The sequence below is a fragment of the Limisphaera ngatamarikiensis genome (genome assembly GCF_011044775.1).
Lineage (GTDB): Bacteria > Verrucomicrobiota > Verrucomicrobiia > Limisphaerales > Limisphaeraceae > Limisphaera > Limisphaera ngatamarikiensis.
The window spans coordinates 63,939-75,326 of sequence record NZ_JAAKYA010000023.1; the positions used below are offsets into that span (position 1 = coordinate 63,939).

Consider the following 11,388-nt stretch of genomic DNA (forward strand, 5'->3'; position numbering starts at 1 on the left):
AGGAGGGGTCAGTCTCCGGTTTCGGCGGTGGTGACTTCGGGGTTTGTATCGGGTTGGTCTTCCTTGTCTTCGGCCTGGGGCCGGGTGCCGTGGATTTCGTGGAGTTTGTTGCGGAGGGTGCGGATGCTGATGCCGAGGATTCGGGCTGCGTGGGTGCGGTTGCCCTTGCAGTAGTCGAGCGCCGCCAGGATATGTTGTTTTTCGAGCTCGGCCAGGGTGGGGAAGTGGCCGTCGGGTGCCGGACCGGGTCGGGCGGCCGGCACAGCGGTGGGTTGTGGGTCCGTGGGCGGGCTGGAATGCAGCTGGATGGGGGTGGCGAGGCCGAGGTGGCCGGGTTCGATCAGGCCGTCGTCGCCGCAGAGGATGACGGCCCGTTCCACCACGTTTTGGAGTTCGCGGACGTTGCCGGGCCAGGAGTGGGATTGCAGTGCCGCCAGGGCCGCCTCGGAGAAGCCTTTGACGTGAACGCCGTGTTTGCGGCTGAACCGGCGCATGAATTCCTCGGCCAGCGGGATGATGTCGGAACGCCGTTCGCGCAGTGGGGGCAGGTGGATGGGCACGACGTTGAGGCGGAAGAAGAGGTCCTGGCGGAACTCTTTACGTTCGACGCTCTGTTCGAGGTTGCGGTTGGTGGTGGCGATGACGCGGACATCCACCTTGATGGTGCGGGTGCCGCCGACGCGTTCGAATTCGCGTTCCTGCAGCACGCGCAGCAGTTTGGCCTGGACGCTGGTGGAGATTTCGCTGATTTCATCCAGGAGGATGGTGCCGCCGTGGGCGAGCTCGAACCGTCCTTCGCGTTTGGCGATGGCGCCGGTGAAGGCGCCCTTTTCGTGGCCGAAAAATTCGCTTTCGATGAGGTTTTCGGGAATGGCGGCGCAGTTGACCTTGATGAAGGGGCCGTTGGCACGCGGGCTTTCCCGGTAGATGGCGCGTGCCACCAGTTCCTTGCCGGTGCCGCTTTCGCCCTGGATGAGGACGGTGGCCTGGGTCCGGGCGACCTTGCGGATCAACTGCCGGAGCTCCTGCATGGCGGGGCTGTTGCCGAGGAGCTCCTGTTCGGCCTCGTCGGTTTCCTGGGAGAGGAACCGGTTGACCTTGAGGAGTTGGGTGAATTCCTCGGCCTTGCGAAGGACGACTTCGATCTGCTCGGTGGAGAAGGGTTTGATGAGGTAGTCGAATGCGCCGTTTTTCATGCATTCGACGGCTGATTCGACGCTGCCGAAGCCGGTGGTGATGACCACCAGGGGCCGTTGGGGCCGTTGTTGCAGGGCTTTGAGCAGGTCGGTGCCGTCGCCGTCCGGAAGCCGGACGTCCAGGATGATGAGGTCGAAATTGTCCGCCTGGAGGTATTCCTGGGCCTCGGCGATGGTGGAGGCCAGGGCCACGTCGTAGCGGCGGCGCCGCAGCGTCTGCGCCAAGTTGTTGCGCAGGATGGCGTCGTCTTCCAGGACGATGATTTTCTCGATCGGCATGCTTCAGGCCGCGGAGTGACGACGGTATAGGTTGGCGACGTAATGAGGCTGCTGGGCGGCCGGCTTGGGCAGGTGATCGGCCGGCAGTAATCCCCTTCCCAGCAGGGCCTGCCGGTTGTCGCGATCCAACTGGAGGATTCGCATCAGCATGGTTTGGATCTCGTCGGTCAGGGCGCGCAGCTCGGTCCCGGGAACGGGGACCGCCGGGTCGCCGCTCCGAATCTGCCCGCGCCACCGCCGAATCTCAGTCAACGCCTTCTCCAATCTTGGAAGCAAGTCCTTTCTGCGCCGGTAAAAGAGGAAGGCGGGGTACTCTTGTCCGTTTTGGAGGAGCTGTTGTTCCTCCCGGTAGAGGGTCAGGGTTTCCTGGCAGACGGCCCAGTATTCCCGGAGGGCCGACCACAAACCGTTTTCGCTCGATGCCGTCATGGACGCGTTCATGGTTAGGGTGTTGATGGGATGGCCGATTCCAGCGGGGTGGTGCTGGCTTGGACGGGCGGGGCCAGACGCCGCAAGGCCAGCTCCGCCCGGGTCTGCCATTTGACGAAATCCATTCGCCAACGCGCCATTTGAATCAGGGCTTGCAAGCCCGGGGTGGCGTTGGTGCCCAGTTCACCGACCCGATCGAGGATCCGCTGGTATGTTTGGGCGGCCAGTTCCGGTTGTTGCAGGCGTTCGTAGGTCATGCCGACCTGGTAGAGCACCGGCAGTTGCCAGGCCGGCGAGGAATCCAGTTGGGCCAGTGTCAGGTAAATGTCGAGGGCCCTGGTGTAATCGCCTTCGCGGTAGAGTTGGTTGGCGATTTCGTTTCCGGTCCGACGCTGCCAGTAGGCCCAGACCTCAGGGCGGTCGGCCGTGCGGGCACGTTGTTCGGTGAGGAGCTTGAGCACCTGCTGGAGGGCTTCGCTGTTGCGTCCCAGTTGCTTCAAGGAGGTGGCAAGGAGGAACCGTACCTCGGGTTGCTCGGGCGCATCGGGGAAGCGGTCCAGGAAGTCATAAGCCTGGCTGGCGGCTTCATCGTGACGACCGACCGCGGCCAGCGAGCGGATCAATCGGTACTGGACGAGGGCACGGTTCAGGAAGGGGTTGTTCTGCCGCAAAAGGCGCTGGTAAAACTCGGCGGCCTCGGCAAATCGCCCGCTGAGGTAGTGGGTTTCGGCGATTTCGATCTGAGCCTGCAGCACCAGCCGCTGGTAGTATTCGAAGTAATCCGTCTTCAAAACCAGTGCCGCGGTCATGACACTGTAGAACTTGGCCAGGGCGAGGTTGTTGAGGCCCATGCGGCGAAAGAGCAGCCCCTGGCGAAGGAGCACCTCCGGCACGCGGGGGTCGGCAGGCCATTTTTGGACGAACTGCGCGTAAACCTGCTGGGCGCGCGGCAGATCATTTTCGTCCTGCGCGACCAGGGCCAGTTCCAGCAGGGCCGACCGCTGGATTTCCTCGGGGACGTCTTCGGCGAGAAGTTCCACTAGGAGGGGCGTGGCCTGAGCGGTTTGTCGGGTCAGCCGCAGATGCCTGGCCAGTTCCAGCTGACCCTGGAGTTGTTTGAGACGGTCTGCGGTTTCGGCAGCGATGGCGATTTCGGGGCGTTTGGGGGGCCAAACCAGAGGCGGTGCGGGTGAGTTGGTGGTGTCCAGGCCCACCAGGTTGGGAGGTTCGGCCGCGGTTACCGTGGCGGGCTGGGCATTGGAGAGGAGGTTGGGCGTGGGGGCGTTCGAGGTTCCCTGGGCGGGGGTGGGCGTGGACGGGACGGTGTTGGACGGGGGACCTGAGAAGCTGGGTGCCGTGGCAACTTCGCCCGACACGGGATGTTGTACGGCCAGCCAGAGGAGGGCGGCGACGCAAAGTCCGGGCACGAGGATCCGGCCCGGACGCAGGTCCGGCCGCCACCTGAGAGGGTCAGGTATTTTGCAAGCGACGCTCACTGGGTACGGTATATGGCCTGACTGGCTGGCGCCGGGCGGGCCAGGGGCGGCTGAAACTGGATGTCCGCCGGCACGAGGACCCGGACGGGCGCGCTGCTGGTCACGCCCGGCGTCGGTTTAAAAAACTCCACCAACATCTGCGGTGTCACGAGAAGCAGATCGCTTGCCGGACCGACGGTGTTGGTGGTTGTGGCGGTGGGGCTGGTGTTTGTGGTGGTCAGCAGCGGGTCGGCCAAGACGAACTCGTATTGGGGCATGGCTGGAGTTGGGTTGGCTGGCGGCGAGCTTGGTCCGGGGGTGGTGGGGTTGACGGTTTGGGCCGCCACATTGGTGGCCGTGCTGGGCGCGCTGGTGGCTTCTGGGGTTTTTGTTGACTGGTTTTGAGCGGTTACGGTTTGGTTCGTAGCCGACTCTGCTGCTTTGGCAATTTGTGACTCAATAACGATATCGACGTCTGTGAATAGGGATGTGCTGCCGCCCTGTAACGTTGTAAATCGCAGTGGCGGCGGGCCAAGCTCGGTCAGGTACCCTTTGGCGACGGCTGTCTCTGTGGCCAGGGTCAAAACAAGAATCTGCCACGTGAGACGGCCGGGTCGGCGCAACCGCCCGACGCAGTCGTAGACCAGAACGAATACGGTGTTGGCGATGTTCTTCACGGCCGGCCTTCGGCTATGAACCCGGTCGCGGTTGGGCCCGCCGGCCCTGGCTTTGGGTGGGCCGGTCAAAACCCGGTTCCGGCCGGGGTCGGCATTTGGCACCTTGCAAGGGACACGACTTGCTCATGGACGTTATCGGCAAATCGTGCCCGGACTTGAGGCAGATTTTGCAGGCAAAGATTTCCCGGAGGTGATTCATGGCCAGCTGGTGGGGTGGACCTTTGGCAGGGGTTGGCGGCCGTTGAGCCGCGTTTGCGGCCCGGGTCAAGAGTAGGCAGAGGAGGAATCCGGCGGGTTCGGTTTGACGGTCTCCGAGGGTGCCCCCGTACGGGGGGTGCGCGGCATTTTCTCAAGGAGTCTTGGTGGCGTGGATTCCCATGCCCGTGCCCCGTTCTAACAGGCCTTGGGCGCGTCTGCGGCTTTGGGGACATTGGGGCTGGCTGGGTGCTTGCGGGGTGGGGGGCTTGGTGGTTGTTTGTGGTGCGTGCGACGGTTGCGTGGTTGGCTGTGGTATTGGGTGCCGGTCGGGCTGTGGATGGCGCTGATCTTTACGGCTTCGGCGGACAGCGCGTCGGCACCGCGAACTTCCCGCATTATCGGTCCGTTGGTGCGGTGGTTGTTTCCTGACTGGCCGGAGGCGTGGGTTGAGGTGGCGGTGTTGGTTGTGCGGAAACTGGCGCATGTGGTCGAGTACGCCGTGTTGGCGTTCCTGGTTTGGCGGGCCTTATGGCGGCCGCGACGACCGGAGTTGCGGTTTTGGGAATGGCGTCCTGCGGTGTGGAGCCTGGTGGTGGTGTTTCTGTATGCGGTAACGGACGAGTACCATCAGACGTTTGTACCGGACCGGCAGGGGAGTCTGAGGGATGTGCTGCTTGACACGGCGGGTGGAATTCTGGGTCTGGCGTTTGCGTGGGGGCTGACGCGGTGGTGGTACCGGAGTCCGGCGCGCAAGGAGCGCACCGCCGGGGCGGCGGCGTCGCTGGGTGCCGGTGGTTCGTGACGGAGCGGTAGGACGGTGGCATGCGGCGTCCGGGGGTTTGGCTGGCGCTGTACTTTGCGGGTGGAATTTGGGCGGGGTCCTTTCTGCGTCCTCCGTTGCCGTGGGTGTGGGTATTTGTGCTGGCGTTGTGGGGGGTGTGTTGGCTGTGGCCCCGGGGCCGGGGTTGGCTGATTCCGATTCTTTGCGCGGCTCTCGGGGTGCTGGCGTTGACGCAGGAAACCACGGCCATTTGTCCGGTGGATTTGCGGCATGTGGTGGGAGATCGCGTGCCGGCCCTGGTGACCTTGCAGGGGCGGTTGCTGGAGACGCCGGTGGTACGGATGCGTGTGCGCGACGAGGAAACCTCGTTGCGGACCCTGGCGCGGCTGGAGGTGACCGCATTGTATCGGTCTGACCGATGGGAAGCCGCTCGGGGTCGGGTTCTGGTGATGACTTCGGGCGAATTGCCGGCCGGGTTTCATGAGGGGCAGCCGGTGGAGGTGCAGGGGGTGTTGGATGAACCGCCGTCGGCGGTGGCACCGGGGCTGTTTGATTTCCGACGGTGGCTGGCATGGCGCGGTGTGTACTACCAGTTGCGGGCGGCCGGCGTGTCCGACTGGCGGTTGTTGGGTCCGGAGGTGCCGGTGCCGTGGACGGATCGGTTTGGGGCGTGGGCGACCCGGCGGTTACAGGTGGGTCTGCCTCGGGACGCTGCGGTGGATTTGCTTCGGGCGATGACCTTGGGCTGGCGCACGGCTCTGACGGACGAGGCGGCGGAGGTGTTCATGCGGTCCGGGACGATGCACGTGTTTGCGATCAGCGGGCTGCATATCGGGCTGTTGAGCGGATTGTTGGTGGTGCTGCTGCAGGTTTCAGGGTTGCGACGGCCGGTGTGTGCGTGTGTGGTGGTGCCTCTGATTTGGTTTTACGTGGCGGCCACCGGGTGGCAGCCCTCGGCGGTGCGGGCGGCGCTGATGATGAGCGTGGTGGCCGGCGGGTGGCTGTTGAACCGGCCGGTGGACCTGCTGAACTCGCTGGGGTGGGCAGCACTGCTGATTCTGGTGTGGGATCCCCGGCAGTTGTTTCATGCCGGGTTCCAACTTTCGTTTGCGGTGGTGGGGAGTTTGGCGTTGTGGATGCCCCGGGTGGAGGGGTGGATTCGGAACTGGTTGCGCACCGATCCGTATTTGCCGCCCGAACTGACGAGCGGTTGGGGGCAACTGTGGCGTCGGGTGGCACGGCGGGTGTTGGAGGGTGTCGGGGTTTCCGCGTGTGCGTGGATCGGGTCGCTGCCGCTGATTGCCTGGCATTTTCATTGGTTTACGCCGGTGACCCTGGTGGCGAATCTGGTGGTGGTGCCGTGTGCGGCCCTGGCGCTGATGAGTTGTGTGGGCAGCTGGGTGGCCGGTGGGTTCGTGGAATGGATGGGGGAGCTGTTCAATCACAGTGCGTGGTTGTGGATGCGGGTGATGCTGAAGGCCAGTGAGTGGGCGGCCGCGGTGCCGGGGGGCAGTTTTTCCGTGGCAGCGCCCTCGATGGCGGAGATGGCGGGCTACTACCTCTGGCTGACGGGTGCGGCCGTAGGGGCGTTGAGCCGGGTCGGTTGGCGGTGGGTATGGGTTTTGGCCGGATTGGTGGGCTTGGGGCTGAGTGGCTGGCAACGTTGGGAGTCGGGCAGGGATGCACGGCTGACCCTGCTCCCGGCGCCTGAAGCGCCCGTGGCGTGGGTCCGGACGCACGTTTCGCCCCGGAGCTGGCTGATCAACACCGGCACTGCGGAGGATGTGGAATTTGTGGTGGGACCGTATCTGCGAAGCCGGGGGGTGAACCGTTTGTCCGGGATTCTGGTGAGCACGCCGCTGGCGGCGTACGCCGGAGGTGCGGGCGCGGTGGCGGAAAGGGTTGCGTCGGACCGGTTGTACCTGGGAGCGGGATTGGTTCGGTCTCGTGTTGTGCGGGAGGTGCTGGGAGCGGTCGAGCAGGCGGGTGTGGAGGTGTGCCGTGTGGAACGGGGCGTGCCGGTGGACGCCGGGACCGTCCTGCATCCGGGCGGTGCGGACCGGTGGGGGCGTGCCGCGGACGGCGCGGTGGTGTGGCTGGGGACGGTGCAGGGGATACGCCTTCTGTGGTGGGGTGGTTTGGGCGGGGAAGGTGCCCGGACGTTGTTGGCGCGGGAAAGGGATCTGGAGGCGGACCTGCTGATTGTGGGCGGGCCGGATCTGGACGTGCGGGTGTTGCCGGTCCTGTTGGAGCGGGTGAAGCCGCGGTGGGTCCTTGTGGCGGATGGAGTGCCGGGCCGGCCGGTTCGTGAACTGGGGGTGGTGCGCGAGATTCTGGGCCGCAACGGTGTGAATTTCTGGTGCACCAGCGAGGCGGGCGCGATTGAATGCTGCTGGAACGGGCGGTGGTGGCGGCTGAGTTCGGCCCGGGGCTGGCGATGGGAGATGGACCGGTCGGATGTGCCGTGAAAGGTCGGCTCCGGGTTGGGGACGGTCCGGGACATGGCGCTGGGGTTGCGGGAGGCGACCGGGTGACAGGTTGGGCATTTTGGTTGCCGGCGGGGTTCTGTGTCGCTGCGGAGTGGTGGGAGGGGTGTGGGTTGGGACTGGCTGACGGTTGAGAGAGTGTGCATGATCGAGCCATGCGAAAGATCGGTGGGTTTTGGCTCGTGGTGGGGTCGGTGTTGCTGACCGCGTGGGTTCGGGGGGCTGCAAGCCGGGATGAGTGGGATGCATCGCGCTGGGTGCTCTGGTACCGGCAACCGGCCCGCGAATGGACGGAGGCCCTGCCGGTGGGCAACGGGCGGTTGGGTGCGATGGTGTTTGGCGGGGTTTTGGAGGAGCGGATCCAGTTCAACGAGGACACCCTCTGGCTGGGCGAACCTCGCGACTATTCCCGGCCGGGCGCCTGGCGGCATTTGGAAACGCTGCGCCGGTTGTTGTTTGAGGGACGGCAACGGGAGGCGGAGGAACTGGCCATGCGGGAGTTCATGAGCGTGCCGTTGCGTCAGATGCCGTATCAACCGTTTGCCGATTTGATGCTGCGGTTTGCGGATCGGGGTCCGGTGGTGGCGTATCGGAGGGAACTGAACCTGGACGAGGGGGCGGTGCGGGTTCGTTACGTGGCAGGTGATGCGGCCTTTGAGCGGACGGTGTTTTCGAGTGCTCCGGACCAGGTCCTGGTGGTGCACCTGAGGGTCGATCGGCCGGGGACCCTCTCGTTTCGCGCCGGCTACCGGTGTCCGCACACCAACGCCACGGTCACTGCGCGGGGCGGACGGCAATTGATTCTGGAGGGGCGAGTACGCGACTTCGACGACAGGAACAAGATTCAAATCCTCAATCCGCTGCGGTTTCGGGCCGTTTTGGAGGCTCGTGTGCAGGGCGGGGCGGTGCGGGCCGAGGGTGGTGAACTGGTGGTGGAGCGGGCCGATGAGGTGACGTTGTTGCTGGCGGCGGCCACCAGTTACGTGAATTTTCAGGATGTCTCGGCGGACCCTGCCGGACGATGCGACGCGGTGTTGGAACGGGTGCGTCGCAAGAGTTTTGAAGACCTGTGGCGTGCTCACTTGAAGGAGCATCGGGACCTGTTCCGTCGCGTGACGCTGGATCTGGGGCGGGGTCCGGGGGATGAGTTGCCGACGGACGAACGGCTTCGACGCGCGCGGGACGCTGACGATCCGGGACTGGCGGCGCTGGTGTTCCAGTATGGTCGGTACCTGTTGATTGCGAGCAGCCGGCCGGGGACACAGCCGGCCAACCTGCAGGGGATCTGGAATGAGAGTTTACGGCCGCCCTGGGACAGCAAATACACCTGCAACATCAACGTGGAGATGAACTACTGGCCGGCCGAGGTGACGCACTTGGCGGAGTGCCATGAACCGTTGTTTGATGCGCTGGAGGAGCTGGTGACGTCGGGTCGGCGCACGGCGCGGAATCATTACAATGCGCGGGGCTGGGTGTTGCATCACAATTTCGATCTCTGGCGCGGGACGGCTCCGATCAATCACAGCAATCACGGCATCTGGGTGACCGGGGGTGCGTGGCTGAGCCTGCATTTGTGGGAGCATTATTTGTACGGGCAGGACCGTGAGTTTCTGGCGCGGCGGGCGTATCCCATCATGAAGGAGGCGGCGTTGTTTTTTGTGGATTATCTGGTGGAGGACCCGCGCACGGGTTGGCTCATCAGCGGGCCGTCCAACTCGCCCGAGCAGGGCGGGCTGGTGATGGGGCCGACGATGGACCATCAGATCATCCGTGCGTTGTTTGCCGCGGTGAGCGAGGCGGCGCGGATTCTGGGTCGGGACGAGGCCCTGGCGGCGGAGCTGGACCGGTTGCGTGCGCGCATTGCGCCGAATCAGGTCGGGCGTTGGGGGCAGTTGCAGGAGTGGCTGGAGGACAAGGACGATCCGAACAACAAGCACCGGCACGTCTCGCATCTCTGGGGGGTGTATCCGGGGCATGAGATCAACTGGCGCACGACGAATCTGTTTCAGGCGGCGCGCCGGTCCCTGGTTGCGCGGGGCGACGAGGCCACCGGTTGGAGCATGGGCTGGAAGATCAACCTCTGGGCGCGGTTTCTGGATGGCGATCATGCCTACAAGATTTTGCGGAACCTGCTGGCGCCGGTGGGGAGTCGTGCCGACGGCGGCCTGTACCCGAACCTGTTCGACGCTCATCCGCCCTTCCAAATCGACGGCAACTTTGGGGCCACGGCGGGGATTGCGGAGATGCTGCTTCAGAGTCACCTGAGGGATGAACAGGGGCGCTTCATTTTGCATTTGCTGCCGGCGTTGCCGTCGGTGTGGCCGGAGGGACACGTGCGGGGGTTGCGGGCGCGGGGTGGTTTCGAGGTGGACCTGGCCTGGGCAGCCGGTCGGTTGACGGAGGTGACGGTCCGGAGCCGGCCGGGTCGTGAATGTGTGCTGCTGTACGAGGGTCGGGAGCGACCTCTGCGGCTGCGCCGTGGCGGCAGTGTGACGCTGGACGGTTCGTTGCAGGAGAGGAAGCCGTAGGCCATCCTTTCCGGTCCCGGTGTGTGCGCCGGAGGGCGCCGGGTCTGCGAGTCGGGGATGGTCCGACCGCGATTGTCGGGAAAGGTCGGTGTCATGGACTCACGCACGGAGCTGTTCGCCATTTTGATTTTCGGGCTGACCTATTTGTTGATCAGCGGTCGGCGGCTGAAGGTACTGCCGCTGAACCGGCCGGCTGCGGCTGTGCTGGGCACGGTGTTGATGGTGGTGGCGGGCGTGCTGACGCCCGAGGAGGCCTACCGGGCCGTGGACTATGACACGCTGGTTCTGTTGCTGGGGATGATGTTGATCGCGGCGTACCTGCACCTGGCGGGTTTTTTTGAGTGGTGTGCGGACCGGATCCTGCGGCTGGCGCGGACGCCGGTGCGGTTGCTGGCCGGGTTGATGGTGGTGTCGGGGGTGGCCTCGGCGTTGTTGGTCAATGACACGGTGTGCGTGATGATGACGCCGTTGGTGGTGGCGGTGATGGTGCGCGGGGGATTGCCACTGGCTCCCTATCTGCTGGCGCTGGCCATGAGTGCCAATTTGGGGAGCGTGGCCACGCTGGTGGGCAACCCGCAGAACATGATCATCGGTTCCATGTCGGGGATTTCATTCACCAGCTTTGTGCGGTCGCTGGTGGTGCCGGCGGTTGTGGGGTTGATCGTGGCTTTTGTTGTGTTGTGGCTGGGGTGGCGGCGCGTGTTGCGGGCTGCCCGGATTCGGCGTCCGACAGGGCCGCCTCCGCCGATGGACCGGCGGCTGGTGTTGTTGAGTCTCGGGGTGCTGGCAGGCGTGTTTGGCGGGTTTCTGGCCGGGTGGAACCTGCCGTGGACGGCGCTGGGCGGGGCTGCGCTTTTGATGGTGCTGGCGCGGCGTGACACGCATGAGGTGTTGCGACAGGTGGACTGGCACTTGCTGGTATTCTTTGCCGCGTTGTTTGTGGTGGTGGAGGGGTTCAACCGGACCGGGTTGCCGGACCACTGGTATGCGCACGTGCGGCCGTTGTTTGGTACCACGGCCGCGTCGCAGGCCTGGCACATGGGCTGGTTCTCGGTCGTGGGATCGAACATATTTTCGAACGTGCCGTTCGTGCTGGTAGCAGGCCGCTGGATCCCGAACTTTGCCAACCCGGAGTTGATGTGGAAAGTGATGGCGCTGGCGACCACGTTTGCGGGGAACCTGACGATTTTGGGCTCGGTGGCCAACATCATCGTGGTGGAATCTGCGCGGGGGCATTGCGAGATCGGGTTTTGGGATTATGCGCGCTTCGGCATTCCGGTTACGGTGGTGAGCACCGTGCTGGGCCTTTGCCTGTTGTTGTGGTTGGGATAGAGGGGTT

General features: G+C 64.7%; 8 protein-coding genes. 4 read left to right on the top strand and 4 right to left on the bottom strand.

Translation table 11 applies throughout. The features are described from left to right. Positions 1–8 precede the first annotated feature (8 nt). The 4 genes from G4L39_RS04065 to G4L39_RS04080 are packed head-to-tail and all read right to left on the bottom strand — an operon-like array spanning position 9 to position 4,056. Entirely contained in the window at positions 9–1,475 is a 1,467-nt protein-coding gene (locus tag G4L39_RS04065; RefSeq protein WP_165106126.1) for a sigma-54-dependent transcriptional regulator, read from the bottom strand. Positions 1,476–1,478: 3 nt separating this feature from the next. Beyond that, positions 1,479–1,904: a hypothetical protein gene (locus tag G4L39_RS04070; RefSeq protein ID WP_205880768.1), complete on the bottom strand. Its 426-nt coding sequence runs from the start codon at positions 1,902–1,904 to the stop codon at positions 1,479–1,481. A 14-nt stretch (positions 1,905–1,918) separates the two neighbouring features. Next, positions 1,919–3,400 carry a tetratricopeptide repeat protein gene (locus G4L39_RS15715; protein ID WP_165106128.1) on the bottom strand — a complete coding sequence of 494 codons (1,482 nt, stop codon included), beginning with the start codon at positions 3,398–3,400 and terminating at the stop codon, positions 1,919–1,921. Beyond that, positions 3,397–4,056 carry a hypothetical protein gene (locus G4L39_RS04080; RefSeq protein ID WP_165106129.1) on the bottom strand — a complete coding sequence of 220 codons (660 nt, stop codon included), beginning with the start codon at positions 4,054–4,056 and terminating at the stop codon, positions 3,397–3,399. Before G4L39_RS04080 ends, G4L39_RS15715 begins: the two co-directional genes overlap by 4 nt. A gap of 484 nt (positions 4,057–4,540) precedes the next feature. Here G4L39_RS04080 and G4L39_RS04085 point away from each other — a divergent pair, with 484 nt between their 5' ends. The 4 genes from G4L39_RS04085 to G4L39_RS04100 all read left to right on the top strand — a co-directional run bounded on the left by G4L39_RS04085 (position 4,541) and on the right by G4L39_RS04100 (position 11,381). Continuing rightward, positions 4,541–5,056, top strand: coding sequence for a VanZ family protein (locus G4L39_RS04085; protein ID WP_165106130.1), 516 nt, complete (start codon positions 4,541–4,543; stop codon positions 5,054–5,056). A 20-nt stretch (positions 5,057–5,076) separates the two neighbouring features. Beyond that, positions 5,077–7,503, top strand: coding sequence for a ComEC/Rec2 family competence protein (locus G4L39_RS04090; protein ID WP_165106131.1), 2,427 nt, complete (start codon positions 5,077–5,079; stop codon positions 7,501–7,503). A gap of 173 nt (positions 7,504–7,676) precedes the next feature. Further along, the gene (locus tag G4L39_RS04095) at positions 7,677–10,049 is read left to right on the top strand and encodes a glycoside hydrolase family 95 protein (protein ID WP_165106133.1); all 2,373 of its coding nucleotides are present in this window, start codon (positions 7,677–7,679) and stop codon (positions 10,047–10,049) included. 93 nt (positions 10,050–10,142) lie between these two features. Then, the gene (locus tag G4L39_RS04100; protein WP_165106134.1) at positions 10,143–11,381 is read left to right on the top strand and encodes an ArsB/NhaD family transporter; all 1,239 of its coding nucleotides are present in this window, start codon (positions 10,143–10,145) and stop codon (positions 11,379–11,381) included. Positions 11,382–11,388 lie beyond the last annotated feature (7 nt).

Excerpts from the sequence above, each read along its gene's own strand:
- G4L39_RS04065 (WP_165106126.1), bottom strand. The coding sequence starts at position 1,475 with ATGCCGATCGAGAAAATCATCGTCCTGGAAGACGACGCCATCCTGCGC.
- G4L39_RS04070 (WP_205880768.1), bottom strand. The coding sequence starts at position 1,904 with ATGACGGCATCGAGCGAAAACGGTTTGTGGTCGGCCCTCCGGGAATAC.
- G4L39_RS04090 (WP_165106131.1), top strand. The coding sequence starts at position 5,077 with ATGCGGCGTCCGGGGGTTTGGCTGGCGCTGTACTTTGCGGGTGGAATT.
- G4L39_RS04095 (WP_165106133.1), top strand. The coding sequence starts at position 7,677 with ATGCGAAAGATCGGTGGGTTTTGGCTCGTGGTGGGGTCGGTGTTGCTG.
- G4L39_RS04100 (WP_165106134.1), top strand. The coding sequence starts at position 10,143 with ATGGACTCACGCACGGAGCTGTTCGCCATTTTGATTTTCGGGCTGACC.